Source organism: Bacillus sp. RIT 809 (assembly GCF_016892495.1).
In the GTDB taxonomy this organism is placed as follows: domain Bacteria; phylum Bacillota; class Bacilli; order Bacillales; family Bacillaceae_G; genus Bacillus_A; species Bacillus_A cereus_U.
This window is the reverse complement of record NZ_JAFEMR010000014.1, coordinates 40,752-67,679: the sequence shown is the minus strand read 5'-3', so window position 1 is coordinate 67,679 and position 26,928 is coordinate 40,752. Positions and strand designations below refer to the sequence as shown.

Below are 26,928 nucleotides of genomic sequence, written 5' to 3'. Positions count from 1 at the left end.
TAAGAAAAAAAGTGCATATCCATAGCAGGAATGCACTTCTTTTTTTTAGAAAGAAATTGACCAAAAAGGAGATAGAAAAAATGACTACATTCGTAACGGAATGGGAAAAGCAATTGGAGTTGTACCCAGAAGAATATCGTAAAGCATATCGCCGTGTGAAAAGAGCGAGCGAAGTTTTATTACGCGAACCAGAACCACAAGTTGGTTTAACGCCGAAAGAGGTTATTTGGACGAAGAATAAAACGAAGCTTTATCGTTACATTCCAAAACAAGAAAAAACACAGAGAGTTCCAATCTTATTAATATACGCTCTTATTAATAAACCGTATATTATGGATTTAACTCCAGGTAATAGTTTAGTGGAATATTTAGTAGATCGTGGTTTTGATGTGTATATGCTTGATTGGGGCACATTTGGTTTAGAAGATAGTCATTTGAAATTTGATGATTTCGTGTTCGATTATATTGCAAAAGCAGTGAAAAAGGTAATGAGAACTGCAAAATCGGACGAGATTTCTTTACTTGGTTATTGCATGGGTGGAACGTTAACATCTATTTATGCAGCGCTTCATCCGGACATGCCAATTCGTAACTTGATTTTTATGACAAGTCCTTTTGATTTCTCTGAAACAGGATTATACGGTCCTTTATTAGATGAGAAATATTTCAATTTAGATAAAGCGGTTGATACATTCGGAAATATTCCGCCAGAAATGATTGATTTCGGAAATAAGATGTTAAAACCAATTACAAACTTTGTCGGCCCATATGTTGCTTTAGTCGATCGTTCAGAAAATGAGCGCTTCGTCGAAAGTTGGAAATTAGTTCAAAAGTGGGTAGGCGATGGTATTCCGTTCCCAGGTGAATCTTATAGACAATGGATTCGTGATTTTTATCAAAATAATAAATTAGTGAAGGGTGAACTCGTTATTCGCGGACAAAAGGTAGACCTTGCAAATATTAAGGCGAATGTCTTAAATATTTCTGCGAAACGTGATCACATTGCTCTGCCATGTCAAGTAGAAGCTTTACTTGATCATATTTCTAGCACAGATAAAGAGTATGTATGTTTGCCGACAGGACATATGTCTATCGTGTATGGTGGAACGGCTGTAAAGCAAACATATCCGACGGTTGGGAATTGGCTTGAAGAGCGTTCTAATTAAAGAGAAGAAATCCAACTAGCGTATGTTAGTTGGATTTTTTTATGGGAAATGACGAAACATAGGAAGGAGAAAAATACATTGTAGGAGTATAATTATGAAGCTTATGACTGGTAAGTTGTTTTGGAGTGCTGGAGTTTCTGTACCTTGTTATCCAACATTAGAAAATGATATGATATGTGATGTGCTAGTAATTGGAAGTGGAGAAGCAGGTGCTCATATAGCGTATTCATTAGCTAAAATTGGAATGCGTGTTATGCTCATTGAAAAAAGAGCAATTGCATGTGGTAGCACAGCTGCAAATACAGGATTATTACAATTTGTTAATGATAAATCGTTAACCTCTCTTATTCATACATTTGGTGAAGAGAAAGGGGTACGAGCATATAGACTTTGTTATGAAGCGCTGCAAACAATGGAGAAGGTTGTACCAACTCTCGATATTGATCCCCATTTTATTCCGCGAAATAGTTTGTATTATGCAAGTAGAGATGAGGATATTTCATTTTTACAAGAAGAATATAATACGTTACGCCATTATGGATTTCCGGTTGAATATTTTACAGAGTCTGATATTAAGAAACGTTATTCATTTGCAAAACAAGCAGCGTTATATACAAGCGGTGATGCAGAAGTAAATCCATATTTATTAGCGCATAGTCTTTTGCATAAAGCGAAACAAATGGGCGCTACTATATATGAACATACAGAGGCATTACATATTAAACAAGTTCAAAAGGATTTAATTTGTTACACGAATACAGGAAATAAAATCGTAGCAAAGAATATTATTATGGCGACAGGTTATGAAGAGATTTTTGGAAAGAAAGAAAAAAACACAATAGTAGAAACGTCTTATGCCGTTGTGACAAATAAGATAGATCATTTTGAAGGCTGGCATGAGCAATCATTAATTTGGGAAACAGCACGTCCGTATTTGTATTATCGAACGTATCAAAACCGCATTATTGTAGGCGGATTAGATGAGGCGCTGAAAATTCAAAAAATCGGCGACACGAAATTATTGCATAAGCGTGATCTCCTTATTAACATGGTAAAAGAAATGTTCCCACTGCTTAATAATATACAGGCAGAGTACTATTGGGCAGCAGCATTTGGTGGCAGTCATGACGGTCTTCCTATTTTGAAAGAAGATAAAAACATACATAATTTATATTACGCACTGCCGTATGGGGGAAATGGAACTGTATATGGAATGGTATTTGCGAAATTATTTCAGCAGTTATTTACAAATGAAGAAAGTGATGATTTTTCTTTATTTAATCGATAGAAAAAAGGTAGCGAAGTGATGGAATGAGAGATATAAAAAAGTTTTTACAAAAGTTACGTCCCGTGCAACTTATCGTTGTATTTTATTTACTAGCGGTAGTTGTATCGGTAATTTTACTTAGTTTACCATTTGTTACGAAGCCTGGCGTGAAATGGACATTTATAGATGCGCTGTTTACATCTGTTAGTGCTGTAAGCGTTACAGGACTGTCTGTTGTGACTATTTCAGATACGTTTACAACAGCAGGAATTATTGTTTTAGCCCTGATTTTACAATTAGGCGGATTAGGAATTATGGCACTTGGTACATTCGTTTGGATTATAACGGGTAAAAAGATTGGTTTGCAGCGAAGAAGGTTAATTATGGCAGATCATAACCAAGGAAATTTATCGGGCCTTGTAGAATTGATGCGTTCTATTTTAATTGTAATTATTTCGATAGAACTCATTGGAGCAATACTATTAGGTACAAGATTTTTACTATATTTCCCGACTTGGCAAGAAGCTTATTTTCACGGTTTCTTTGCCGCTGTGAGTGCAACAACGAACGGAGGATTTGATTTAACAGGACAATCACTTATTCCGTACAAAAAAGATTATATTGTTCAAATGATTCATATGTTGCTTATTATTTTAGGAGCTATCGGTTTCCCAGTGCTAATGGAAGTAAAGCAATTCCTTAGTAAAAGGCGACAACAACTATTTCGCTTTTCATTATTTACAAAATTGACGACAACGACATTTTTTGCACTCGTTATTGTCGGAACAATTATGATTTTTCTATTAGAACGAAATCATTTTTTAGTAGGAAAGTCATGGCATGAAACTGTATTTTATACATTATTCCAATCTGTGACGACACGAAGTGGTGGACTCGCTACAATGGACATACGTGAATTATCACAACCAACACTGTTATTTATGAGTATATTAATGTTCATTGGAGCATCTCCAAGTTCAGTTGGGGGCGGGATACGTACAACAACATTTGCTGTTAGTATATTATCGCTATATACATTTGCAAGGGGCGGGAGAACAGTCCGTATTTTCAAACGTCAGCTACATGAAGAGGACGTGTTGAAAGCATCTGTCGTTATGACAATGGGGATTTTATTATGTGCCTCAGCGCTATTTATTTTATCCATTACGGAAAACGTACCACTTATGAGTTTAATAGTTGAAGTTTGTTCTGCTTTCGGGACGACTGGACTATCAACAGGTATTACTCCAGAGTTAACAACTGTTGGTAAACTTGTACTCATTGTACTTATGTTTATCGGACGCGTCGGTATTTTAACATTTATATTAGCTAGTGGTGGAAGAGAACAACCACCTCGCTATAAATATCCGAAAGAGAGAATTATTATTGGATAGTATGAAACCATTCTACCTACGTTAGGTAGAATGGTTTTTTTAATCGTTAATTCCAAATTGAGGGTGCATAAAAGCATCATTTTTGTTATCAACTTCGTTTTTTAGTAGTTCTTGATTTTCTTCTGAGATCCATCCGATATCATTTGTAGGATGGATCCATTCTTCTCCAGCCATAACGGCAGGATCTACCTCATCACTCCAGTTATTAAGAGGACTGTTAGTGGAATCGTATTTACTGTCTCCAATTACAACATCGTATTGATTAATAAAAGGTTGTTGCATTTGTTTTCCTGTGCCTTTAAATGATGGGAAATTCATTTGATGCGGGAGCGTCTCGTCTAAAATTGGTGATTGGATCGTTTCTTTCTCCTTCAAAGTAATCGCTCCTTTTTGTAATGGCTTGTTCGTATGTAGTATTTCCATCTATAAGCTCTTCTGTACTTGTTAACACTTCCCAGTAATAATTACTGTAAGTTGTTTCAAACTAGAATAGAAAGTTATTTCGTGAGAGCAGGTGAGTATGTTGGTAAAAAGAAAAGTAAAACAAAATGCAGCAATTAATAATAATAAAACTCCGAAAGAAAGCTTACCAGATGCAGAATTTGCATTAGAGTATGAAGGAGAAAATAGTGCGAAGTACGCAAATCGTAATTCAAAAAAAGGTAAACAAAAATGAGGCGTTTTTTACAAACGCCTCATTTTTTTGTGGGATTATAAAGGTTTTTTAAATTATTTGTAAATTTCACGTTGGATATTAGCGGAAAAATGAGAAAAAACATAGAAGTAGCAACGTATTACACAAAAACAAACAACAAACAAAAGATTAATGTTGGTTTAATACTGCTTTTACACTAGTTGTTTATATTTGAGTTGTACATAAGATTTGTAAAAGGAGAGAGAGACAGTGAAAAAAACAATCTTTAAGGCTGTAGCAACTGGAATGGTATTTTCGTTATTAATGGGGTGTGGTGCAAAGAAAGAAGAAAGTGCTGGAGCAAAAGTGAAAGATGATAAATTATCTGGATCATTAACTATTTACACAGCGATTGAAGAAGAGCTTGTACCGATTTATCTTGATTCTTTTAAACAGAAATACCCAGACGTGAAGTTGAACATTGTTCGTGATTCAACTGGAGTTATTACAGCGAAATTGCTAGCTGAAGGAAAAAATACACAAGCAGATGTTGTATGGGGAACTGCAGCGTCTAGTCTATTAGCTTTAGATAAAAAAGATATGTTAAAAGGATACTCTCCAAAAGGAGCAGATCGTGTTCTTCCGCAATTTAAAGATGATAAGCAACCAGAAAAATGGGTAGGTAATACGGCATTTATGACGGGGATTGCTGTAAATAAAGAAGAATTAAAGAAGAAAAATTTACCGATGCCAGAATCATATGAAGATTTAACGAAACCAGAATATAAAGGAACGCTAGTTATGCCGCATCCAGCTTCTTCTGGAACAGGATTTTTAACAGTTTCTGCATGGCTACAAATTATGGGAGAAGATAAGGGCTGGGATTACATGAAGAAACTTCATGATAATATGGCAACTTATACGCATTCAGGTTCAAAACCAGCGAAATTAGCAGGGGCAGGTGAATATCCAGTTGGTGTATCAATGGTTTATAGTGCTTTGAAAGAGAAACAAAAAGGTGCACCAGTTGAAGTTGTACTGCCGAAAGAAGGATTAGGTTGGGAAGTAGAAGCGAACGCACTTATTAAAAAAGATAATGCAAAAAATGATAAATTAGCACAAGCATTTTTAGATTGGGCAATTACAGATGATGTAATGAAGTTATACTTCGAGAAAAATGGATTTGCGACAATTAAAAATGATTATAAACTTCCAGATGGATTCCCTAAAGATGTGACAGAAAAGTTATATAAAAAGAATGACTTTAAATGGGCAGCAGAAAATCGCGACAAAATTTTAGAAAAATGGGAAAAAGAGTTTGGCCAAAAAGCAGAACCGAAAAAGTAAGTGAGTGGGAGAGAGAAAAATGAGCGAATATTTATCAATTCAACACATTCAAAAACAGTTTGATGCATTTACAGCGTTAAAAGATATTTCTTTTACTGTGAAAAAAAATGAGTTTGTTTGTTTATTAGGCCCAAGTGGTTGTGGGAAAACGACGTTGCTCAGAATTTTAGCAGGACTAGAAGAGGCAACAACAGGTAGTATTGCTGTGAATGGAAAAGATATTACAGCATTACCACCTGGAAAGAGAAACTTCGGAATGGTTTTTCAATCGTATGCATTATTTCCGAATTTAACTGCACTTGAAAACATTGCATATGGCTTAAAGACAAAAAAATATGGAAAAGCAGAAGTAAAAGAGAAAGCGCTATCGGCGTTAGAACTTGTTGATTTGATGAATGTAAAAGATAAATATCCTGCTCAAATGTCCGGTGGACAACAGCAGCGAGTAGCACTTGCACGTGCGCTCGCTCTGTCTCCCGATATTTTGTTACTTGATGAGCCGTTATCTGCTTTAGATGCAAAAGTGCGTGAAAAGTTGCGTAGAGAAATGCGTGATTTGCAAGAAAAAGTGGGAGTAACAACTATTATGGTAACGCATGATCAAGAAGAGGCATTAACGATGGCTGATAAAATTGTTGTAATGAATCATGCGGAAATTATGCAGATTGGAACACCAGAGGAGATTTATCAAAGACCAGCCAATCCGTTTGTGGCAGATTTTATTGGTTCTATTAATTTCTTTTCGAAAAATAACGAAGAACATGCAATTCGTCCTGAACATGTAACTATTGTACAAAATAATGGTATTAAAACAGTTGTAGAAAGCATGGAATTTCGCGGGTCTGTATACCGGACGGAAGTGCGGGTCATAGAAGAGAAAACACACCTTTATAACGAGAAAATTGTAGTGGATATATTGGCATCAGAAGTAGAGGAAACTGCTATTAGAAAAGGAAAGCCAATTCAAATCTCTTTCTCAGAAAATCATATGTTGTCATATGGAAAGAAGGTCATTGTATAGATGGAGATGTTAGAAAACTTTAAGGTGGAAAGTACGAAAAAAAAGATTAAGAGACGTATCGGTAAAGAAGAGTGGATACAAAGACTATTAATTATTGGTATGCTTCTTTCATTTTTTATCATGCTTGTATTGCCTTTATTACAACTGTTTACACAAGCCTTTTATGATAAAGATGGAGCTTTCGTTGGTGTTGCGAATTTCAGTAAATATTTCACAACACCAACGCTAGTTCAATCATTACAAAATACGGTATGGATTTCGGGCGCTACAACAATTATTTCAGTTACACTCGCTTTCGCTTATGCATATGCAATCGCTCGTACGAATATTTTTGGAAAGCGCGTATTTCAATACATAGCATTATTGCCATTATTTGCACCGACGATGATGCATGGTATTGCGCTTACATATTTATTTGGTAATCAAGGGTTAATAACGAAAGGGATGTTTGGTTTATTTGAAGGAATACAAATACCGTTATATGGACCAGTAGGAATTGTAATGGCTGAAGTTATGTATACATTTCCGCAAGCATTCCTTATTTTATTAATTGCTTTCCAAGGTTCTGATTATCGTTTATATGAAGCTTCTAATATGTTAGGTGCAAGTAAAGCGAAACAGTTTCTTACGGTTACTTTACCTAGTGTGAAATACGGATTAATTAGTGCGATGTTCGTTGTATTTACACTTAGCTTTACTGATTTTGGGGCACCGAAAATTGTTGGAGGACAATATAACGTACTTGCTACTGACGTATACAAGCAAGTAATTGGACAGCAAAATATGTCCATGGGCGCAACTGTCGGAATGATTTTATTAATCCCAGCTATTTTCGCATTTGCAGTTGATCGTATTACGCAAAGAAAACAGGCGAATCTCTTATCTTCAAAAGCAGTGCCTTACAGAATAATACATAATAAAAAAAGAGATGTTATTTCATTCGTATATTGTAGCGTAGTTACGTTTATGATCATTCTTTTATTTGTGGCAGTTGGTATTGCTGCAAGTGTGAAAGTATGGCCGTATAATATGAGTTTTACACTTGAGCATTTTAATTTTTCAAGTTTGACAGGAGACGGACTTGAAGCATTTAAAAATAGTGTAATTGTCTCAGCCGTTACGGCAGTTATCGGGGCGATTTTAACATTTGTGTTCGCTTATGCGATTGAAAAAATAGAACAGCTACATTTTTTCAGAAAAGTAGGTTACTTTTTCTCTATTGTACCGTTAGCGATTCCTGGATTAGTACTTGGATTAGGATATGTCTTTTTCTTCAGTCAACCAACAATTCAAATTCTAGGACTTTCAGTAACAAATCCGTTTCATTCCTTATATGGCACAATTGCTGTTTTAGTATTAGTAAATATCATTCATTTTTACTCTGTAACGTTTGTTACCGCAACGACTGCTTTAAAGAAACTGGACCGAGAGTTTGAACTTGTTTCACAGTCGATGAGTGTACCATTCTATAAAACTTTCTTTCGAGTAACAGTACCGATGTGTTTACCAGCTATTTTAGAAACGGTTATGTACTATTTCGTAAATTCAATGGTAACTGTATCGGCAGTAGTGTTCTTATACGCGGCTGATTTTAAACTAGCTGCTGTATCAATTGTAAATATGGATGATGCAGGAAATGTAGCACCAGCAGCTGCAATGAGTGTACTTATTGTTGTTACAAATATTGTAGTGAGAGTTGTATATGAATGGGGAACGAAAGCACTTCGTAACCGAACTTCACAATGGCAAAAAAGATAAGTAAGAAGGGTGATGGATAGAATGAAAATTGAAGCAGTTATTTTTGATTGGGCAGGTACGACAGTTGATTACGGATGTTTTGCACCATTAGAAGTATTCATGAAGATTTTTCATAAACGCGGTGTTGAAATTACAGCAGAAGAAGCACGTAAGCCAATGGGATTATTAAAAATAGATCATGTAAGGGCACTAACAGAAATGCCTCGTATTGCAAATGAGTGGAAGCGTGTTTTCGGACAATTACCAACAGAAGCAGACATTAATGAGATGTATGAAGAATTTGAAGAAATTCTCTTTGCTAATTTACCGTACTATGCCACGCCAATTGATGGAGTAAAAGAAGTGGTTTCTTCACTACGTGAAAGAGGTATTAAAATTGGATCAACAACTGGTTATACGAGAGAAATGATGGACATTGTTGCAAAAGAAGCAGAAATACAAGGGTATAAACCTGATTTTCTTGTGACGCCAAATGATGTTCCAGCAGGTCGTCCATATCCGTGGATGTGTTATAAAAATGCGATGGAATTAGGTGTATATCCAATGAATCATATGATAAAAGTTGGAGACACCGTATCAGATATGAAAGAGGGCAGAAATGCTGGAATGTGGACAGTTGGTGTAATCCTCGGTAGTAGTGAGCTCGGCTTAAGCGAGTGGGAAGTTGAAACTATGGATCCGGTAGAACTTCGTGAAAAGATGGAAGTAGTTCGTAATCGTTTCGTTGAAAATGGGGCTCATTTTACGATTGAAACGATGCAAGAACTCGAGAACGTAATTGAACATATCGAGAAACAAGAACTTATTATTTCATAAAAGGGGCATAGGATCATGAATGAAAATCACTACTTATTATTAACGCCAGGACCATTGACGACAACAAAAACGGTAAAAGAAGTTATGCTATACGATTGGTGTACGTGGGATGTTGAATATAACACGATGGTGCAAGATGTAAGAAATAGGCTTGTATCGTTAGCGACAAAGGAAGAAGAAAAGTACACAACAGTTTTAATGCAGGGAAGCGGTACGTTTTCGGTTGAAGCAGTAATTGGTTCTGTTATTCCTAGAAACGGAAAGCTGCTAGTTTGTACAAATGGTGCGTACGGTAAGCGGATTGTACAAATGGCAGAGATGTTACATATAGATGTGGTGGTCAGTCAAACAGAAGAGTGGGAGCCTACTAATATTGCAGAAGTAGAACAGTTATTGCAACAAGATAAAAAGATTACGCATATAGCAGTTGTTCATTGTGAAACAACGACAGGTATTATTAATCCAATTGTAGATGTATGTGAATTAGGAAAACAATACGGAAAAGTTACACTGGTTGATGCGATGAGTAGTTTCGGTGGTATTGAAATAGATATCGCTGAGTTGCAAATTGACTTTCTAATTAGTAGTGCGAATAAATGTATTCAAGGTGTTCCCGGATTCGGTTTTGTCATCGCAAATCGTGATGAATTATTGAAATGCAAAGGGCAAGCCCGTTCTTTATCATTAGATTTATATGATCAATGGGAAACGATGGAAGAGCAAAATGGGAAATGGCGCTTTACCTCACCAACCCATATTGTACGTGCCTTCTATCAGGCATTGCTTGAATTAGAAGAAGAAGGCGGGGTAAGAGCCCGTTACAATCGATATTCTAACAATCAAAAACTATTAGTGAACAAAATGAAAGAAATAGGTTTTAAGTCATTAGTAGATGAAAAATATCAATCTCCTATTATTACATCTTTCATTTATCCAGAAGCAGGATTTGAATTTAAGCAGCTATATAACGAATTAAAGCAGTATGGATTTGTTATTTATCCAGGTAAAATTTCGAAAGTAGATACGTTCCGCATTGGAAATATCGGTGATGTACATGAAGAAGATATTAATCGCTTAGTTGATAGTATTGCTAAAGGGGTTGTTATAGGGTGAAAGTATTTTGCTTAGGTGGAGCAGGTAAAATTTGTCGTGAAGCAATTTTAGATTTAGTTCAATTTTCATCTTTTGAGACGATTACGGTAGCCGATTTTAATGAAGAGGAAGGCCGAAAAGTAGTAGAGTGGTTAAATGATCCTCGTGTTGATTTTGTAAAAGTCGATGTGACAAATCATGAGGATACGGTCGCAAAAATGAAGGGCTATGACATTGTAATGGATGGCACGACGATAAAGTTAAATGGCTTGTCTACTCGCTGTATTGCAGATGCCGGCTGTCACGGTGTGAACTTGAATGGATTTGGTGAAGAAAATAAATCCCATTCTATATTTGTTCAAAACGGAAAAGCATGTTTACCTGGGTTTGGTATGACGCCAGGTGTAACGCAAATGATGGCTATGCATGCAGCAAATCAGCTAGATACTGTAGAGTCAGTTAGAGTAAGTCATGGCTCATATCGTCCAATTGCTTTTTCTGCATCAATTACAGAAACAACGACATATGAATATGATCCACATTTACCGTCGCGTACAGTGTATGAAGATGGTGAATTTAAGCAAGTACCTCCGTTTGCGCGCCCGAGAGAAATTGAATTACCAGCGCCTTACGGAAAAACAATGCAGTATATCATCCCGCACTCAGAAACGATTACGTTAGCGAAGGCACTGGAGGATAAAGGTGTTGGGCTGATAGAAACGAGAGGTACTTGGCCAGAGCAAAATATGCAGCTCGTTCGTGCTTTATATGATTATGGTATATTGCGTAATGATCAAATTGAAATAAACGGTAAAGAAATTGGTATTATGGATTGTATTTCGAAGTATCTATTACAATCGAAAGAAGGGCAAGCAACAGAGCTTTATGGTTATGCACTTCATGTAGAAGTAGTAGGTATGAAAAATAATCAAAAACAGCGACATGTATTATACCATACACATCCGCTATCTGACGGTTCTGTAGTAGGTTGGGAGAAATTAAGAGCCTATACAAGAAATGTTGGTATCCCATTTGGAGTTGCTACAGAGTTAATTGCAAAAGGAGTAGTTAATAAAGTCGGTGTTATTACTCCTGAAGAAGCTTTTGAAAATCCACAAATTATTTTTGATGAATTGGAAAAGCGTGGTATTTATATTCATGAAGAAATTTTCACTGAAAAAGAAAATTATAACTTTGTATAAGTAAGGCAGTTTATGAGGTAGATATAAATGGGGTGAGGCTATGTCTGTAGTAGGTGAAGAGAGAAAGAGGACAATTCTTGAGAAGGTAGAATTTAAAGGGAAAGTAAAAGTTTCAGAATTAGCGAGAGAGTTCGCAGTATCAACAGAGACGATTCGTCGGTATTTAGAAGAATTAGATCGTGAAAAAAAATTGAAGAAAGTGTATGGTGGAGCCGTTCAACTTCCGGGAGCTGGGATAGAGGCACCGATGTTAGAACGAGAGATGCTGCATATAGAAGAGAAGAAAAGAATTGGGTATAAAGCAGCAACGTTTGTGGAAGATGGGGATGTTATTGCGATTGATGATGGAAGTACACCACTTCAAATGGTGCCATATCTTGTTCATCGTAAAAATTTAACGATTGTTACGAGCTCTTTTCCAGTAGCGACACAATTAATATCTTCTATTAATAAAAAGATGTTTCACGGTGAAGTTTTATTTATAGGCGGGAAAGTATCTCCAAAACATTCACGTGTGTCGGGGTCTATTTCGCAGCAAGTAATTCATCAATTCCATTTTCATAAAGCATTCGTTTCGATTGATGGATTGTTACCTAGCTTTGGGGTTTCCAGCTTTGAATTAGAAAAAGCGAAACTGTCAGAAGCGATGATTAAATTATCGGAGAAAACGTATATTTTATGCGATCATACAAAGATAGGCGTAAAAGGGAACTACCGAATATCAGGATTTTCTCGCATTCAACATGTTATTTGTGATAAGAAAATGCCATATAGTTTTGAAGAAGAAGTTAAAAAGCATAATATTCAATGGACAGTTTGCTAGTAAGCGGCGGGAGGTTTCATCTTTCGTTAATTATTAGCAAGGACTAGCCACTCAAGCTTTTATGGATAGTTGGACTTACTTAACAAAAATTTTGATATGCTCTCGAATAGTGAGATAAAAGATTTGCATTCGTGCAAAAAGTGGACACATTTTCTCATTTCCTTCATATAATTTACCAATAGAAAAAAAGTTGGCTGAAGGAAAGAGGGGACGGGAATGTCGGAACGGGTATATAATAAGCTTTTATTGTACGCGAATGTTTTGCAAAAACTCGGTGTTATTAATGAAAAAGAAAAAAGTGAAATCCTTCATACGATAGGTAAAAAAGCCCTTTGAATAAAGGGCTTTTTTATTTTTTATCGTTGGAAATATAATTTCAATGTAATATTCCTATTGACAATGATAATGAGATTCATTATCATTTATTTGTAGGTAATTGATAAAAGTTATCAATTACTAAAAATTATATAAGACAAGGGGATATTATTTTGAAAAAAAATTATATTAAGGCGCTAGTAGTAGCAACAACATTAGCAATTCCATTTGCTGCGTATTCTACTCCAGCATTAGCAGCAATAAAAATTGAAGCAAATCAGTCGGTAGCAGCAGCGAGTGATCGTACGTATGATACTGAGATTAAAATTTATAAGGATCAAAAAGACGAGCCATCTATGGTTTCTCAATACATAAAAAATCCTAAAGTAGCGATTGAAGACGGGAAAAAAATTGTTACTGTAACTGTACAAGATAGCGATTATTTTCAATACCTTAGAATAGAAGATAGAAACCAGCCGGGTGTATTTCATGATGTGAAAGTTTTGTCAGAAGATAAGAGAAAAAATGGGACGAAAGTAGTTCAATTTGAAATTGGTGAATTTGAGAAGAAACATAATATGCAAATGCATATACTTATTCCGGCTATTGGATATGATCACAAATATCAAGTTCAATTTGAAATTAAAGATCCAACTGTAGGCGAGAAAGAAACAGAGAAACCAGATGATAACTCTAATTCAGGCAATACGGAAACGGATACTCCGGTTGATAGTCAAAACATGATAACAGATAAAAAGTTAAGAGAACTTGTTAATAAAAAAGTATTTAATAGAAAAGATTTAAATACACCAATTACGAAAGAAGAGTTATTACAAGTAAATGATTTGTTTTTAAATACGAATGAGATTCTTGATTATAGTGCATTAAAATATATGCCAAATTTAAAATCTTTAACAGTTGCGAATGCGAAGATAAAAGATCCGTCGTTCTTTACGAACTTAAAGCAATTGAAACATTTGGCTTTACGCGCTAATGAAATTGTAGATGTAACACCACTTGTTAAGATGGATAATTTAGAATCTCTTGATTTAAGTAATAATAAAATTACGAACGTTGCACCACTAACGGAAATGAAAAATGTAACAAGTTTATATTTAGCAGGAAATCAAATTGAGGATGTAGCACCATTAGCGAAAATGGAACAATTAGATTACTTGAATGTGGCAAACAATAAAATTTCAAACGTTGCTCCGTTAAGTAAGTTGAAAAATGTAACATACTTATCTTTAGCTGGAAATCAAATTGAAGATATTACACCGCTGTATACGTTACCGTTAAAAGATTTAGTATTAACGCGTAATAAAGTTAAAGATTTATCAGGAATTGATCAATTGAATCAATTACAAGAGTTATGGATTGGGAAAAATGAAATAAAAGATGTTACTCCTCTAAGTAAGATGACACAGTTGAAAGTTTTAAACTTACCTAATAATGAGTTAAAGGATATTACTCCATTATCAAGTCTAGTAAACTTACAAAAACTTGATTTGGAAGCAAATTACATTTCAGACTTAACACCAGTTAGCAATTTGAAAAAGTTAGTATTTCTAAGTTTTGTTGCAAATGAAATCCGTGATGTTCGACCAGTTGTAGAACTAAGTAAAACGGCTTACATCAATGTTCAAAATCAAAAAGTATTTTTAGAGGAAACAGAAGTAAATAAAGAAGTGAAAGTACCTGTATATGAAAAAGATGGTAAAATCTCTACAAAAATTCGTTTGAAGAGTGAAGGTGGTACGTATAGTAACGATGTAGTTAAGTGGAGTACACCAGGTGAGAAAGTATATGAATTTGGTGTGAAAGATCCATTTGCGGATACAGGAATCTTCTTCACAGGGTCTGTTATTCAAAATGTTGTAAATGAAAAAGTAGCGGAAGAAGTAATTGAATTTAAAGATGTGCCAAAGGGTCATTGGTCAGAGAAAGCAATTAACTATTTAGCGAAAGAAAAGTTATTTATAGGCTATGGAAATGGGCAATTTGGATTTGGTGACAACATTACTCGTGGTCAAGTAGCAGTTTTAATACAAAAGTACTTGAAGTTGGAGCAAAATGTAGAACAGAAAACGAAGTTCACAGATACGAAAGGAAATATGTATGAAGGGGCTATTGAGGCAGTTACACAAGCCGGAATTATGACGGGCGATGGTAATGGTACGTTCCGTCCAAATGGAGTATTAACTCGATATGAAATGTCAGTAGTACTACAAAAAGTATTCCAGTTAAAGGCAAATGAAAATAGTGTAGAGAGCTTTAAAGATGTACCAAAGGGTCATTGGGCAGAGGGATATGTGAAAGCTTTAGCGGACAATAATATATCAAAAGGTGACGGAAAAGGTGATTTTTCAGGTGATGATTTCGTAACACGTGAACAATACGCACAATTTTTGTATAACGCAATAATTAAATAATAAATGAGAAAAATACGTTATTCTTTAATAAGAAGAATAACGTATTTTTTATATGTACAAAATCAGGTGCGAAATAGACAGGAGTGCTTATATGTGATATGCCTATTTTTCCGATAGGTGCTGAAACCGTATTGACAAAAAGGTATTCTCGTGTGATAATTCAATTAAATTTTTAGAAAAATCAAAAAACATTCCTTTTACATAGAAAGGATTTGAACATTATATTAATATTACGCCGGGGGTGACGAAATGTTATTTTTTCTGAAGAAATGGAACGAATTAAAAGATGTGAAAGCAGAATTGGCACTTCGCGATTGGTTTTATGGTACAAAAATTAGTTTATCGCTGTGTACGTCAAAAGAGCCATTAACATTTTTAGTGAATGTAGAGGGAAGAGATAAAGGGGTATTTTCTGAAGAAGATTTTATTGTCGTAAATTGCATGTGTGAGCCAGTATTTGAAAACGAAGAAAAACCAGCTACAGAGTCATTTATGCATGCGGATATTTATAAAAAAAGTAGTGCAGAATGTATTTTACAAGTGCAAACTGTAGATAGTCATTTAATGTCAGAGCTATATGGGAAAGAAGGAGAAGTAACATTCGAAAAACGCAGTGTGGAACGTGTTTTTGGAAAAGATGGTATTACAGAAATGACAATTCCAATTGTAGAAGATGAAAAGAAATTCGCTAATTTATTAGAAAATAATGTTCCAAATTTTGTTGAAGGTGGAGGAGTAGTCCTTGTTCATAATTACGGAATGATCGTGTGGGGGAAAACCCCAGAAGAAGCGAAAAAATGGTTGGAAGGTATAGAGTATTTAATGAACTATCACGTAAAGCTTTTAATGATAAAAGGGGCAAAAAGTTCTGTTATATAAGGATGTATTCACAAATATTATCATTCTATAAAAATGAAAGCGTTTTAAAAAGAAATTTCACTCATAAAATATAGGTCTCCTTATTATATATAGATTACATGTTGACATGTAAGGAGGAACATATTTTGCGAGTTAAATATCATTTTCTGCCAAAACAGCAGGTGACATTTTGCAAAACGAATGATTCTGGTGAAAAGGCGTTACAAATTATGAATGAAGCGGGATTCCGCGCAATCCCTGTATTAGCAGAAAATGAGAAGGAATTCACGGGGATTATTTATAAAGTAGATCTTTTAGAAAAGAAGTGTAATAGCAGATTAGAGGATGTAAGTACAGAAGATGTACTGGAAAATCCAAATTCGTTTATTTTTGAAAAGGATTCTTTTTTTAGAGCTTTTTACGTTATCCGTCGTCTCCCGTTTTTAGCGGTTTTAAATGAGTATAATGAATTTGTCGGCATTTTAACACACTCTAATGTATTTGATGTTATTGAGGATTCGTTCGGTATGCGGACGGGTGGTTATATATTAACAATTGCAACACAAGATTGTAAGGGAACAATTAAAGAGCTTGGGACATTATTAAAAGCATATAATATCGGTGGACTGTTTACGCTTGATAACGGTGATCAATATATTCGCCGTGTTATCGTAAATATATCGGATGAGTTAAATGAAAAAAAATTAAAGCAATTAATTGAAAAGATAGAGAAAAAGGGATTCAGGGTGAGTCATGTAGATTATATTTAAGTTGAAAAGAAAAGGTACCTATCTGCTATGTGTAGATAGGTACCTTTTTTAGTGCGAGAAATGAATCTTATTTTGAAACAGAAGGTGGAGACAATGCTAAATCAGATAAAAAAATAAAGTCTGCATGCTCACGAATTTTAGGAATAGAAGTTTCTATAACACGTGATGTAATTTCACCTGGAGCTCCAACGTGTCCGATAGCTACCATAATGGGTTTGTCTTGGATTTTTTTTATAAGTAATTGTGCTTGTTTTGAAATGTGACTTACCGTATATACATCATCAAAAAATAATTGGTTTTCAATAATAGGCACGCCTAATTCTTTCCCGATTTTTGGGACAACACTATTAGGGTTTGTTTTACTATCTAAATAAAATAAACCGTGTTTTTTGCAGGCAGAAAGTATAAGACGTACAATCCTTTCATCAGCGGTTACTTTTGATCCCATATGATTGTTCATACCTATTGCATGAGGTATTTCTTGAATTGCTTGTTCGAGTCGGTTGTTTATTTCTTCATCGCTTAAATCTGTTGTAATCGCTTTTGGTCCAAGCCACTCTTTTTTTCCTCTAATTGGTTCCATTGGCATATGTATAATAACTTCATGCCCTTTTTTATGGGCAGCTATTGCATCTTGTTTAGTAGAGGGAAGAAATGGCATAACAGCAACAGTGAGTGGAATAGGAAGTGATAACATCTTATCTGTGCCTTTCATATTATTGCCGAAATCATCGATGACAATAGCAACCTTATTCGTATGAGCATTTGCTTGAATAGGAAATAGGAAGAAGGGTATGAACAAGGTGAAGACGAGAAATGTAATAGTATATTTACGCATATAAATATTTCCTTTCTATTTTATTCCGCTATTTGCGGGCAGTAAGACTCCCACCTCAAAATTTGGCTGGAGCAAAGAAGTTAGGTGGGGGATTCACTGCCCGTAAACGCCCGATTGGTGAGGGCTAATAATCAGTGGGGATGAACAAAACCCCTACTGATTAAAGTTTCACTTTATCAATCATCATTATGTTTTGCGTTTTTATATAAATTAAACAAAAAATGTCGAAGAAAAGTATATGGAAAATAGAGAATCCGCAGTTTACTTGGTATTTGCTAAAAAAGAAGATGAAAAAAATGTCTATTATTGCGAATGTATTTACAAAGATAGAATAATTTGTAATAATTCTCAAAGTGAGGGTAAAGATTTGTAAATTACAGGGGGAAAATGTTAAAATTTCTGATTCTTCAAATTCAAATAGGATTAAGTGTTTAAAGGGCTAAAGTAGAAGAGACGTTGAGAGTATGGAAGAAAAATAAGGGGGATATGGATGTTTACTGTAAAAAGGAAGTACACATTAGAAAAGCTTTCGCATGATATTCATATGAAACGTGAAGAAATGATTCATTTAGGATTAACAAGTGGATTAAATAGTATGGAGACAATTCAAGTTAGTCAAGAATTGGACAAGCTTATCGTACAGTATCAGCGTTACAAAGAAAAACAAACACCGAAATGGTTTTCAATTATAAAAGTTCCTATTTTTCAAATTGGGTATGAAGGGAAATCGAGCAATTTTTGGAGAATGTTTGTGGCTGGTTTTATGAAATAAGTATAATTACCCTTTTAGGATAAGGATAATTATACTATGTGTAATGGAATCTCTATATGAACTGTCGTTCCTTTGTTTTCTTTACTATCAATAAATATATGCCCATTGTACATCTCTACAATTCGTTTACATATAACAAGCCCAAGACCTGTTCCAGTATCTTTATTAGTAAAGAACGGATGAAAGAGGTGTTTTTGAATATGTTTTGGAATCCCTTTTCCAGTATCAATAATTTGCAATTGTGCGTGTGTTTCGTTGTTTGTTACTACAATGGTTAATGTATCACCAGAAGCCATGGCTTCAATTGCATTTTTTGTAATGTTTAAAACCACTTGTTTCATATGGTCTTTTGAGCAACGTATATGAACAGGGTGGTCTGGCAAATGTAAATGAAATACAATGTTATGTAGATTCGCCTCGGATTGAATAATTAATGCTACCTCATTAAGAATCGTTCTTACATCATATGTTTGTTCAATGATAGCAGTTGGCTTTCCAAGAATAAGAAATTCGCTTACAATTTCATTAATACGTTCTATTTCTTGTTCAATCACTGAAAAATAAAACTGATCCTGTTCATCTTTATATTTTTCTTTTAACAGAGCAACGAGTCCTTTAATTCCAGTAAGAGGGTTACGGATTTCATGGGCTGTACTAGCTGCAAAAGTTCCAACCAATTCAATTTTTTGTAGTTCATTTTGTTGTCTTTCTAGTTTTGTTTGACGTTTTAATAACATATATTGAGCAAGTAAAAATAAAATAGACAGTAAAAATAAAGTAGCTATACACTCTATTGAAACCCACTGGTATAAAGTTTTTTGATGAATAGGTAACGGAGAAACAGAGACTTTCCAATTTAATCTTTGGAGTGGGGTAGTAAGCATATTAGAATGCCCATCGCTTGTTTCGTTATTATCATCGGTTAGAAAAACTACATCATGTTTATCAGTCACTTCGAAATGATATTGTGGTTTAATAGCATTTAAAGAATATGAAATGTAGTCAAAGCGTAAGCTTGCTAATAATAAGCCTGAGAGTTCCTTTTGTCTATTAAATATTGGCGAGGCAATCATAATAGCTTGATGCCCAAGAACACGATCTGTAATAACTGATGATACAGTTGTTTTCTTAGATTGCAATGCATCTTGGATGTATTGGCGGTCAGAAACGTCAATAGGCGGCGAATCGCCTTGGGATGCGATTGTAATCATCCCATCTGTTGTAGCGTAATATAGACCGGAAAAACGTTCATCATTTCCATCGGTATCATGTACAATTTGTTTAATCCCATTGATGTTTCCAGTTTCGGTCCCTACGACTTTTGCGAGCATTTCTAAGGCAGATATAGCTTCACCAAGGTGATGGTCTAAATAGTCTCTATATAAGAAGAGAACAGTGTGAGCAGATAGTTTGTTTGCCTGTTGCATTTGATAAGTGTGATACGAAAAAAATGTGGCACCAATCCCTATCGTTGGCAGGATAACAAGCAGTATGTAAAAAACTATGCTTTGTAATTTGACTTTCAAATTTGGTACTCCTTCTTTTTTTATTATCATTATATATAAACTATGTTAAAATTGTCATGTTTTTATTCAAGAATCATTTGCATTACATTAGGGAAAGGAAAAGGGATGAGTGAATATTCATTCGGCAGTTGTAATGAAGCGCTACGTTGCTTTTCTTTTTGTTGCGGAGAATTTAAGTGAAGGGTTGAAATGGTATGACATCAAATAATGAGCGAGAAGACATTTCTCAATCTTTAAAAGTATTTATTGCACTATCCCGTGTACATCGTTCTGTTATGGATACTACAAATAAATCCATACAAAGTAACGGATTAAATCCAACTGAGTTTGCTGTATTAGAATTACTATATCATAAAGGAGGCCAACCACTTCAGCAAATCGGTGAGCGTATTTTAATAGCTAGTGGCAGCATTACATACGTTGTAGATAAGCTAGAGAAAAAAGGGCTTGTAAAACGAATTCCATGTCCAAATGATAGGCGTGTTATTTATGCGCAATTAACGGAGTCTGGAGAGAGCTTTATTGCTTCTATTTTTCCAGGTCATGAGCAAGTTATACATCAGTCTTTTGAAATGTTAACGAAGGATGAGAAGGATGAATTACTTGATTTATTAAAAAAAATTGGAAAGTATGAAAAATGATGATATGTTCCAAAGAAGCTTTGGATAAAGAAATCCAAGGCTTTTTTGTGTGCATATATTCATGACATCATCTACCGCATTTTGCTGAAGAATAAGAGGAGATTTGTAAGTAAGCATTGAATTATAGTAATGATGCATATAATGGAGAGGGGGCTCGTTCATGTCATTTAAAGACTATGAATATAAACGGCCAAATATTGAAGAATTAAAAGAGAAGTTTATTGTTGCTTTAGAAAAGTTCGATAAGGCAAAAACGCTTGAAGAACAACAACAAGTAATTAATTCAATTAATGAAATTCGTAATGATTTTGGTACAATGGGGAACCTTTGTTACATTCGCCATTCTGTTGATACGACAGATGCTTTTTATAAGGAAGAGCAAGATTTCTTTGATGAATACTCACCAGTTGTGCAAGGCTATGGAACAAAATATTATAAGGCGTTAATTAATTCTCCATTCCGTGAAGAATTAGAAGCGTATTATGGAAAGCAATTATTTGCTCTAGCTGAATGTGATTTAAAAACATATTCAGATGAAGTAGTGAAAGATTTGCAATTAGAGAATAAATTGTCGTCACAATATACACAGTTATTAGCATCTGCAAAAATTGACTTTGCAGGAGAAGAAAGAACGTTATCGCAACTTATTCCGTTTATGCAAGGAAAAGAAAGAAGCGAACGTAAAGCAGCAAGTGAAGCATACTACGGATTTTTAGCTGAGAATGAGGAAGAGTTAGATCGTATTTATGATGAGCTTGTTAAAGTGAGAACGAAAATCGCAAAAACACTTGGTTTTAAAAACTTTGTTGAATTAGGATATGCAAGAATGTATCGTACAGATTATAATGCTGAAATGGTAGCGAACTATCGTCAGCAAGTATTAGATTATATCGTTCCGGTTGCAACAGAGTTAAGAAATAGACAAAAAGCACGCATTGGTGTAGAAAAGCTCGCTTATTATGATGAAAACTTTGAGTTTGCTACAGGTAATCCAACTCCAAAAGGCGATGCCGATTGGATTATTAATCACGGGAAAACGATGTATAAAGAATTATCAGCTGAAACAGATGAATTTTTTAATTTCATGCTCGATAATGATTTATTAGATTTAGTTGCGAAAAAAGGAAAAGCTGGTGGTGGATATTGTACATATATCGAGAATTATAAAGCGCCATTCATCTTCTCAAACTTTAATGGAACGTCTGGTGATATTGATGTATTAACACATGAAGCTGGTCATGCTTTCCAAGTATATGAAAGTCGTAAGTATGAAATTCCAGAATATAATTGGCCAACATATGAAGCGTGTGAAATCCATTCAATGAGTATGGAATTCTTTACATGGCCATGGATGAAGTTATTCTTTGAAGAAGATGCGGATAAATATTACTTCTCACACTTAAGTTCAGCACTTCTATTTTTACCGTACGGTGTATCTGTAGATGAATATCAACATTATGTATATGAAAATCCAGAAGCATCGCCAGCAGAACGTAAGTCAGCATGGCGTAACATAGAGAAGAAGTATTTACCACATCGTGATTATGAAGATAATGATTATTTAGAGCGTGGTGGTTTCTGGCAACGTCAAGGCCATATTTATAGCTCACCGTTCTATTATATTGACTACACGTTAGCTCAAATTTGTGCACTGCAATTTTGGAAACGTGCAAGAGATAATAGACAAGAGGCTTGGGAAGATTATGTGAATCTTTGTCAGCAAGGTGGAAGTAAATCATTCTTAGAATTAGTAGAAGTTGCAAATTTAACATCACCATTCGCTGAAGGGTGTGTAAAAAGTGTAATTACAGAAATTGAAGAGTGGTTACGTGCTGTTGACGACACAAAATTGTAAAAAACATGCACTTTTTTCACATGTTTAACATCGACATAATGGAAAAATGATGAGATAATAAAAGAAAATTCAGAATTATTTTAGGGGTGTTTCTAATGGGGAGCACCCCTTTTCACCAACAAAAAGGGGGAAAGCACTATGCTTCAATCTAATATGGATGTTAGTTTAGAAACTTTAGTCCACTCATTACAGTCTACACGAAGCACGCTGTTATCAGAAATTGAAATGTTAAATGATACGGAGGTGAATGTAAAGCCACGCCGTGATAAATGGAGTATTATTCAAATTTTGCATCATTTGCATTTAGTTGAACAGTCTGTCACATCTGCCCTTGTATATGCTTTGCAAAAAAAAGAAAGAAAACTTGCTCCATTTAAAGACCTCCAACTTACGCTTGATCGCACACATAAACGAGAAGCTCCTCAACAAATGAAACCAACAGAAACATTAATGAAAAAACTGCAAGGAATTCAATTACTAGAACATTCACGACAAGAATTGTTTCATGCACTTCATAGTGTGATAGATGAAAAAGAATTATTTGAAAATGGATTAAAACATCCTATTTTTAATGATTTGAATTTATATCAATGGGTTCAATTTCTGGATTTACACGAACAAAGACATCTTACACAGCTAAAAGAAGCGAAACATGCAATTTTACAGCGGTAAAGTGAAACTTTAATCAAGGGGCATATCACTGATTATTAGTCCGCAACAATCGGGCTGTCATCAAATAGCGGGAAAAAGGAAAAGAAGCGGCGAACCGCTTCTTTTTCCTTTTTTACTCATGCATAGTTTTATTTCTTATTTTGGAATACTACATGAGGAAGAGAAAAAGGAGTTGAAAAGTATGTCAAAGAAAAAGAGAGAAGAAGAGCGCGCTTGGAAAGCTCGGAAAGAAAATCAAAAGCCGCATGGAAAGGTGAAAGCTTTTGCAGAATTAGTTGAAGGAACAGAAAAAACGTGATGAACTTCATCACGTTTTTTGTATGATCGGGAAAGTTAATAAAAATGTTGTACCTGTTCCTTTTTCACTCATAATGTCAACCTTTCCATTCATTGCTTGAATAACACTGAAGACGACCATCATCCCCAGTCCGGTCCCTTTTTCTTTCGTCGAGTAGAAAGGTGACCCGAGGCGTTTTACTTGTTCTTGATCCATACCAATACCTGTATCTTTTATATATAATTGTATATGTTTATGATCTGGAACTAATGTAAGAATAAGGTCACCACCGTTAGGCATAGCCTCAATACAGTTTTTTAAAATATTTAATAGGCATTGGTTCAGCTTTTGCTTTTCACCAGCTATAAAGAAGGATGTACTTTGTTTTATGTAATGTATACGAACATTTGTTAAATTGGCGAGAGGTGTAATTAAAGATAACGCATGGAGTAATTCTTCTTCTACTTGTAATTGTTGTTCTTTTTCAATACTCGGTTTTGCAAAAGTTAAGTAGTCTGTAAGAACATGATTTGCTTGTTCGATACCATTAATGGCTATGTCGATATATAATTTTCGTTCCTTCTCAGAACATGTATCTGACTGTAAAAGTTGCAAAAATCCTTTCGTTGAAGTTAAAGGGTTGCGAATTTCATGAGAGATAGAAGCTGCCATTTCACCGATTAAATGAAATTTTTCAGCATTCATAAGTTCATTTTGGAGACGAACTTGCGTTTGTAATATGTGTAGCAAATATAAAATAAGGATTGTACCAAGCATCGTACATAGTTCGTACACGATAATATGTGGTATATAATCTGCCGTATTTGTAACCTCTGAAAGGAAAAATGGTATCCAGCCAAATCCGAATATGAGGCTGTAAAAGATAGCGAGTGCTATTTTTATACGATTAGAACTTCGGTTAAACAGTTTGTATGTTAATAGTAGAACAATGAATAGTAGAACCGAAGCTATAAAGGATGGGAAAACACCTATCCCTCCTAATAAAAAGCGATATATGTTTAATACAGCTAAGATGGAAGCACCGGCAATAGGACCTCCTGTTAATGTACCGACAATTAATACGATATGACGCATATCAAATTGAAATCCATAGTTTGTTTTTGCTGCGAAAGTGATACATAGTATGGTAGCGAGGCAACATAATACAATAAACATAGCTGAATTTAATTTAGGAGAGCGTTTCCCTTTTTGATTCCAAAATAAATGATATAAAAGCATTGTAACAAGGATGGATAATATATTTAAAAAGAGATAAATAATAAAGAGTTTCAGTGGGATGTCTCCTCTCTTCTAACATTAAATTAATCATACTATAAAATGAAAGAAATGAAATATGAAATAGCGGAAAAAATCAGAAATTTTTTCTGGTAGTATACAATATGTTACAATAATCTTTGTCAATGAAAGAAGAAATTCCGTGCACTGCATGGGAGAGGTTCGCGAACTCCCTCTATAAAAAACTATGGAAACAACAATATCAGTAGGTATTGTTTTGTTTTTTTATTGTGACAGTTCAAGAACGTTCTTTCTTCTTATTCGTAGTAGAGAAGGAGAATGAGTGAAATGAAAAAAGAAAAAGCAGTTGTTGTTTTTAGTGGTGGACAAGATAGTACAACATGTTTATTTTGGGCAATACAACAGTTTGCAGAAGTGGAAGCTGTAACGTTTAATTACAATCAACGTCATAAGTTAGAAATTGATTGTGCAGTGGAAATTGCGAAAGAGTTAGGAATTAAACATACGGTACTAGATATGAGTTTATTAAATCAACTTGCCCCAAATGCGTTAACGAGAACGGATATGGAGATTACACATGAAGAAGGTGAATTACCATCAACATTTGTAGATGGACGAAATTTACTGTTTTTATCATTTGCGGCTGTATTAGCAAAACAAGTTGGAGCACGTCATATTGTAACGGGTGTATGTGAAACTGATTTCAGTGGTTATCCAGATTGTCGTGACGTGTTTGTGAAATCATTAAACGTTACATTAAATTTATCTATGGATTATCCGTTTGTTATTCATACACCACTTATGTGGATTGATAAAGCAGAGACATGGAAATTATCTGATGAACTTGGAGCATTTGAGTTTGTTAGAGAAAAAACATTAACATGTTATAACGGAATCATTGGTGATGGTTGCGGTGAATGTCCAGCATGTCAACTTCGTAAAGCAGGATTAGATACGTATCTACAAGAACGCGAAGGAGCGAGCAACTAATGGATAACTTTTTTGGATTTCGCATCGTAGAAAATTTGCAAAAAATGGACAAGGATATTCAGCGTGAACAACTCAAATATCATAATAAAAGAGTAATGGTCAGCAAGGAATTTACATTTGACGCAGCGCACCATTTACATTGCTATGAAGGGAAATGTAAAAATTTACATGGACACACATATAAAGTCGTATTTGGAATTAGCGGATATGTAAATGAAATAGGCCTTGCAATTGACTTTGGCGATATAAAAGAGATTTGGAAAAATGAAATAGAAATTTATTTAGATCATCGTTATTTAAACGAAACATTGCCAGAAATGAATACGACTGCTGAAAATATGGTCGTTTGGATTTATGAAAAGATGGCAGAAGCATTAACGAAAGATAATCGTGCGAACGAATACAAGGGAGCTCGTGTTGAATTTGTTCGTCTTTTTGAGACGCCGACTAGTTATGCGGAAGTAAGACGGGAGTGGATGCTCGATGAGTAAAATCCCCGTCTTAGAAATATTTGGTCCGACCATTCAAGGAGAAGGGATGGTTGTAGGACAAAAGACAATGTTTATCCGTACAGCGGGCTGTGATTATAGCTGTGCTTGGTGTGATTCTGCTTTTACATGGGATGGATCGGCCAAAGATCAAATTAAACAAATGACACCGGAAGACATTTGGAATGAGCTTGTAGAAATTGGTGGAGAAAATTTTTCTCATGTTACGATTTCGGGTGGAAATCCTGTTTTGCTGAAAAATATGCAATTTCTTCTTTCTATATTAAAGGAGAATGGAATGCGAACAGCGGTAGAAACGCAAGGGAGTAAATGGCAAGATTGGTTGCTTCAAATTGATGAGGTAACGATTTCTCCAAAACCACCAAGTTCAGCTATGAAAACAGATTTTCAGATGTTAGATTCTGTTATTCATAAACTAGCAGAGAAAGATTTTAGTTTAAAAGTAGTAGTATTCGATGATCAAGATTTTGAATATGCAGTTAAGATACACGAGCGTTATCCGAATGTACCATTTTTCTTACAAGTAGGAAATGATGATACGAAAACAGTGGATGATGCGGTGCTTATAAAAAAACTATTAGAAAAATATGAGTGGCTTATTGAAAAAGCTGTGAATTGTAAAGAAATGAATGATGCGAAAGTACTGCCTCAGCTTCATGCGTTAGTATGGGGAAATAAACGAGGGGTATAATGAGA

At 34.8% G+C, this 26,928-nt stretch carries 26 protein-coding genes and 1 riboswitch; of the genes, 22 read left to right on the top strand and 4 right to left on the bottom strand.

The window, feature by feature from the left end; translation table 11 throughout:
* The first annotated feature begins 80 nt into the window (after positions 1-80).
* The 3 genes from phaC (at position 81) to JTF23_RS16250 (ending at position 3,827) form a co-directional block, all read left to right on the top strand.
* A complete protein-coding gene (gene phaC, locus JTF23_RS16260) occupies positions 81-1,166 on the top strand; it encodes a class III poly(R)-hydroxyalkanoic acid synthase subunit PhaC (protein ID WP_002011573.1) in 1,086 nt (361 codons plus the stop codon).
* Positions 1,167-1,260: 94 nt separating this feature from the next.
* A complete protein-coding gene (locus JTF23_RS16255) occupies positions 1,261-2,454 on the top strand; it encodes an NAD(P)/FAD-dependent oxidoreductase (protein ID WP_199715337.1) in 1,194 nt (397 codons plus the stop codon).
* 23 nt (positions 2,455-2,477) lie between these two features.
* The gene (locus tag JTF23_RS16250; RefSeq protein ID WP_088098837.1) at positions 2,478-3,827 is read left to right on the top strand and encodes a TrkH family potassium uptake protein; all 1,350 of its coding nucleotides are present in this window, start codon (positions 2,478-2,480) and stop codon (positions 3,825-3,827) included.
* A gap of 39 nt (positions 3,828-3,866) precedes the next feature.
* On the opposite strand, the gene JTF23_RS16245 is transcribed toward JTF23_RS16250, so the two are convergent.
* Entirely contained in the window at positions 3,867-4,250 is a 384-nt protein-coding gene (locus tag JTF23_RS16245) for a DUF3905 domain-containing protein (protein WP_199715339.1), read from the bottom strand.
* A 97-nt stretch (positions 4,251-4,347) separates the two neighbouring features.
* Here JTF23_RS16245 and JTF23_RS16240 point away from each other — a divergent pair, with 97 nt between their 5' ends.
* From JTF23_RS16240 to cbpA, 11 genes are all read left to right on the top strand, one after another.
* Complete coding sequence (locus JTF23_RS16240) at positions 4,348-4,503, top strand: hypothetical protein (RefSeq protein WP_002011566.1); 156 nt, start codon at positions 4,348-4,350, stop codon at positions 4,501-4,503.
* A 228-nt stretch (positions 4,504-4,731) separates the two neighbouring features.
* A complete protein-coding gene (locus tag JTF23_RS16235; protein WP_002201253.1) occupies positions 4,732-5,808 on the top strand; it encodes a putative 2-aminoethylphosphonate ABC transporter substrate-binding protein in 1,077 nt (358 codons plus the stop codon).
* 19 nt (positions 5,809-5,827) lie between these two features.
* Positions 5,828-6,829 (top strand): putative 2-aminoethylphosphonate ABC transporter ATP-binding protein, encoded by a 1,002-nt coding sequence (locus JTF23_RS16230; protein ID WP_199715341.1) that lies wholly within the window; start codon positions 5,828-5,830, stop codon positions 6,827-6,829.
* A complete protein-coding gene (locus JTF23_RS16225; RefSeq protein ID WP_204209167.1) occupies positions 6,830-8,587 on the top strand; it encodes a putative 2-aminoethylphosphonate ABC transporter permease subunit in 1,758 nt (585 codons plus the stop codon).
* 21 nt (positions 8,588-8,608) lie between these two features.
* Positions 8,609-9,403: a phosphonoacetaldehyde hydrolase gene (gene phnX, locus JTF23_RS16220; protein WP_204209166.1), complete on the top strand. Its 795-nt coding sequence runs from the start codon at positions 8,609-8,611 to the stop codon at positions 9,401-9,403.
* A gap of 15 nt (positions 9,404-9,418) precedes the next feature.
* Positions 9,419-10,516: a 2-aminoethylphosphonate--pyruvate transaminase gene (phnW, locus tag JTF23_RS16215; protein ID WP_204209165.1), complete on the top strand. Its 1,098-nt coding sequence runs from the start codon at positions 9,419-9,421 to the stop codon at positions 10,514-10,516.
* The gene (locus JTF23_RS16210; protein WP_204209164.1) at positions 10,513-11,697 is read left to right on the top strand and encodes a saccharopine dehydrogenase family protein; all 1,185 of its coding nucleotides are present in this window, start codon (positions 10,513-10,515) and stop codon (positions 11,695-11,697) included. The genes phnW and JTF23_RS16210 overlap by 4 nt, the downstream gene beginning before the upstream one ends.
* Before the next feature lie 40 nt (positions 11,698-11,737).
* Positions 11,738-12,520, top strand: coding sequence for a DeoR/GlpR family DNA-binding transcription regulator (locus JTF23_RS16205; RefSeq protein ID WP_002201247.1), 783 nt, complete (start codon positions 11,738-11,740; stop codon positions 12,518-12,520).
* Between the two features lie 488 nt (positions 12,521-13,008).
* Positions 13,009-15,267 carry an NEAT domain-containing leucine-rich repeat protein gene (locus JTF23_RS16200; protein ID WP_204209163.1) on the top strand — a complete coding sequence of 753 codons (2,259 nt, stop codon included), beginning with the start codon at positions 13,009-13,011 and terminating at the stop codon, positions 15,265-15,267.
* Between the two features lie 249 nt (positions 15,268-15,516).
* Positions 15,517-16,146 (top strand): class II aldolase/adducin family protein, encoded by a 630-nt coding sequence (locus JTF23_RS16195; RefSeq protein ID WP_016104255.1) that lies wholly within the window; start codon positions 15,517-15,519, stop codon positions 16,144-16,146.
* Positions 16,147-16,271: 125 nt separating this feature from the next.
* On the top strand, positions 16,272-16,895 hold the full coding sequence (cbpA, locus tag JTF23_RS16190) for a cyclic di-AMP binding protein CbpA (RefSeq protein ID WP_204209162.1): 624 nt from the start codon (positions 16,272-16,274) through the stop codon (positions 16,893-16,895).
* A gap of 67 nt (positions 16,896-16,962) precedes the next feature.
* Here the strand turns inward: cbpA and JTF23_RS16185 are convergent, their stop codons facing one another.
* Positions 16,963-17,733, bottom strand: coding sequence for a divergent polysaccharide deacetylase family protein (locus JTF23_RS16185; protein WP_002158732.1), 771 nt, complete (start codon positions 17,731-17,733; stop codon positions 16,963-16,965).
* A 490-nt stretch (positions 17,734-18,223) separates the two neighbouring features.
* Between JTF23_RS16185 and JTF23_RS16180 the strand changes: the two genes are divergently transcribed.
* Positions 18,224-18,505 (top strand): aspartyl-phosphate phosphatase Spo0E family protein, encoded by a 282-nt coding sequence (locus JTF23_RS16180; RefSeq protein ID WP_002149628.1) that lies wholly within the window; start codon positions 18,224-18,226, stop codon positions 18,503-18,505.
* 29 nt (positions 18,506-18,534) lie between these two features.
* On the opposite strand, the gene JTF23_RS16175 is transcribed toward JTF23_RS16180, so the two are convergent.
* Positions 18,535-20,031: an ATP-binding protein gene (locus JTF23_RS16175; RefSeq protein ID WP_204209161.1), complete on the bottom strand. Its 1,497-nt coding sequence runs from the start codon at positions 20,029-20,031 to the stop codon at positions 18,535-18,537.
* A gap of 194 nt (positions 20,032-20,225) precedes the next feature.
* On the opposite strand from JTF23_RS16175, the gene JTF23_RS16170 reads away from it, so the two are divergent.
* From JTF23_RS16170 to JTF23_RS27875, 4 genes are all read left to right on the top strand, one after another.
* Positions 20,226-20,672 carry a MarR family winged helix-turn-helix transcriptional regulator gene (locus tag JTF23_RS16170; RefSeq protein ID WP_000203343.1) on the top strand — a complete coding sequence of 149 codons (447 nt, stop codon included), beginning with the start codon at positions 20,226-20,228 and terminating at the stop codon, positions 20,670-20,672.
* 160 nt (positions 20,673-20,832) lie between these two features.
* Positions 20,833-22,527 (top strand): M3 family oligoendopeptidase, encoded by a 1,695-nt coding sequence (locus JTF23_RS16165; RefSeq protein WP_002201243.1) that lies wholly within the window; start codon positions 20,833-20,835, stop codon positions 22,525-22,527.
* Between the two features lie 138 nt (positions 22,528-22,665).
* On the top strand, positions 22,666-23,199 hold the full coding sequence (locus JTF23_RS16160; RefSeq protein WP_002149622.1) for a DinB family protein: 534 nt from the start codon (positions 22,666-22,668) through the stop codon (positions 23,197-23,199).
* Positions 23,200-23,380: 181 nt separating this feature from the next.
* Positions 23,381-23,497, top strand: coding sequence for a DUF6254 family protein (locus JTF23_RS27875; RefSeq protein ID WP_000038354.1), 117 nt, complete (start codon positions 23,381-23,383; stop codon positions 23,495-23,497).
* A gap of 9 nt (positions 23,498-23,506) precedes the next feature.
* On the opposite strand, the gene JTF23_RS16155 is transcribed toward JTF23_RS27875, so the two are convergent.
* Entirely contained in the window at positions 23,507-24,715 is a 1,209-nt protein-coding gene (locus JTF23_RS16155) for an ATP-binding protein (protein WP_002158729.1), read from the bottom strand.
* Between the two features lie 208 nt (positions 24,716-24,923).
* Positions 24,924-24,967: riboswitch (PreQ1 riboswitch) on the top strand.
* A 93-nt stretch (positions 24,968-25,060) separates the two neighbouring features.
* On the opposite strand from JTF23_RS16155, the gene queC reads away from it, so the two are divergent.
* The 3 genes from queC to queE are packed head-to-tail and all read left to right on the top strand — an operon-like array spanning position 25,061 to position 26,923.
* The gene (gene queC / locus JTF23_RS16150; RefSeq protein ID WP_002158728.1) at positions 25,061-25,723 is read left to right on the top strand and encodes a 7-cyano-7-deazaguanine synthase QueC; all 663 of its coding nucleotides are present in this window, start codon (positions 25,061-25,063) and stop codon (positions 25,721-25,723) included.
* Positions 25,723-26,214, top strand: a complete 492-nt coding sequence (gene queD, locus JTF23_RS16145; RefSeq protein WP_002011526.1) for a 6-carboxytetrahydropterin synthase QueD — start codon at positions 25,723-25,725, stop codon at positions 26,212-26,214. Before queC ends, queD begins: the two co-directional genes overlap by 1 nt.
* The gene (gene queE, locus JTF23_RS16140; RefSeq protein ID WP_204209160.1) at positions 26,207-26,923 is read left to right on the top strand and encodes a 7-carboxy-7-deazaguanine synthase QueE; all 717 of its coding nucleotides are present in this window, start codon (positions 26,207-26,209) and stop codon (positions 26,921-26,923) included. Before queD ends, queE begins: the two co-directional genes overlap by 8 nt.
* Positions 26,924-26,928 lie beyond the last annotated feature (5 nt).

Bases quoted from the DNA above. Each gene is read 5' to 3' on its own strand.
- JTF23_RS16245 (WP_199715339.1), bottom strand. From the start codon at position 4,250: ATGGAAATACTACATACGAACAAGCCATTACAAAAAGGAGCGATTACT.
- JTF23_RS16205 (WP_002201247.1), top strand. From the start codon at position 11,738: ATGTCTGTAGTAGGTGAAGAGAGAAAGAGGACAATTCTTGAGAAGGTA.
- JTF23_RS16240 (WP_002011566.1), top strand. From the start codon at position 4,348: ATGTTGGTAAAAAGAAAAGTAAAACAAAATGCAGCAATTAATAATAAT.
- JTF23_RS16225 (WP_204209167.1), top strand. From the start codon at position 6,830: ATGGAGATGTTAGAAAACTTTAAGGTGGAAAGTACGAAAAAAAAGATT.
- queC (WP_002158728.1), top strand. From the start codon at position 25,061: ATGAAAAAAGAAAAAGCAGTTGTTGTTTTTAGTGGTGGACAAGATAGT.
- phaC (WP_002011573.1), top strand. From the start codon at position 81: ATGACTACATTCGTAACGGAATGGGAAAAGCAATTGGAGTTGTACCCA.
- JTF23_RS16230 (WP_199715341.1), top strand. From the start codon at position 5,828: ATGAGCGAATATTTATCAATTCAACACATTCAAAAACAGTTTGATGCA.
- JTF23_RS16170 (WP_000203343.1), top strand. From the start codon at position 20,226: ATGACATCAAATAATGAGCGAGAAGACATTTCTCAATCTTTAAAAGTA.
- JTF23_RS16185 (WP_002158732.1), bottom strand. From the start codon at position 17,733: ATGCGTAAATATACTATTACATTTCTCGTCTTCACCTTGTTCATACCC.
- JTF23_RS16160 (WP_002149622.1), top strand. From the start codon at position 22,666: ATGCTTCAATCTAATATGGATGTTAGTTTAGAAACTTTAGTCCACTCA.
- JTF23_RS16195 (WP_016104255.1), top strand. From the start codon at position 15,517: ATGTTATTTTTTCTGAAGAAATGGAACGAATTAAAAGATGTGAAAGCA.
- JTF23_RS16165 (WP_002201243.1), top strand. From the start codon at position 20,833: ATGTCATTTAAAGACTATGAATATAAACGGCCAAATATTGAAGAATTA.
- JTF23_RS16250 (WP_088098837.1), top strand. From the start codon at position 2,478: ATGAGAGATATAAAAAAGTTTTTACAAAAGTTACGTCCCGTGCAACTT.
- JTF23_RS16180 (WP_002149628.1), top strand. From the start codon at position 18,224: ATGTTTACTGTAAAAAGGAAGTACACATTAGAAAAGCTTTCGCATGAT.
- JTF23_RS16155 (WP_002158729.1), bottom strand. From the start codon at position 24,715: ATGCTTTTATATCATTTATTTTGGAATCAAAAAGGGAAACGCTCTCCT.
- JTF23_RS27875 (WP_000038354.1), top strand. From the start codon at position 23,381: ATGTCAAAGAAAAAGAGAGAAGAAGAGCGCGCTTGGAAAGCTCGGAAA.
- queE (WP_204209160.1), top strand. From the start codon at position 26,207: ATGAGTAAAATCCCCGTCTTAGAAATATTTGGTCCGACCATTCAAGGA.
- queD (WP_002011526.1), top strand. From the start codon at position 25,723: ATGGATAACTTTTTTGGATTTCGCATCGTAGAAAATTTGCAAAAAATG.
- phnX (WP_204209166.1), top strand. From the start codon at position 8,609: ATGAAAATTGAAGCAGTTATTTTTGATTGGGCAGGTACGACAGTTGAT.
- phnW (WP_204209165.1), top strand. From the start codon at position 9,419: ATGAATGAAAATCACTACTTATTATTAACGCCAGGACCATTGACGACA.
- JTF23_RS16255 (WP_199715337.1), top strand. From the start codon at position 1,261: ATGAAGCTTATGACTGGTAAGTTGTTTTGGAGTGCTGGAGTTTCTGTA.